At 74.9% G+C, this 335-nt stretch carries 1 protein-coding gene; it reads right to left on the bottom strand.

The window, feature by feature from the left end; all coding sequences use genetic code 11:
- On the bottom strand, positions 1-335 hold a 335-nt coding region (locus tag AC5RV2_RS19140), incomplete at both ends, for a hypothetical protein (RefSeq protein WP_494093636.1).

Genomic DNA, 335 nt, shown 5'->3' with positions numbered 1-335 from the left:
CGGGACGGGTTCTCCAGCGCCGCTGCGGCCGCAGCCGCGAGCGCGTCGGCCGACTCCCCCTGCAGCACGGGAGGCGACCGGTAGTACCCCTCCCCAAGCTGCATCACCACGGGGACCCCGATGCCGATGGCCTGCAGTTCGCTCATGGCCAGGATGCCGGCCGCCTGGCCGATCACCACGTGCGCCGACGCGAGCCAGCGCAGATACGCGGGCTTGGGCATCTTCGGCACCATCACGACGCCGAGCTCCGCCGCCCGGGAGGCGCCGCCGCCCCACTCCAGCCCCTGCAGCTCCACCTCCGCGCCGGCGGCCACCTGCAGGGCCCGCACCAGCTC

It is taken from the genome of Arthrobacter sp. Y3225116, assembly GCF_059091245.1.
Note: the sequence above shows the minus strand (reverse complement) of the source record. Positions and strands in the feature narration are given on the sequence as shown.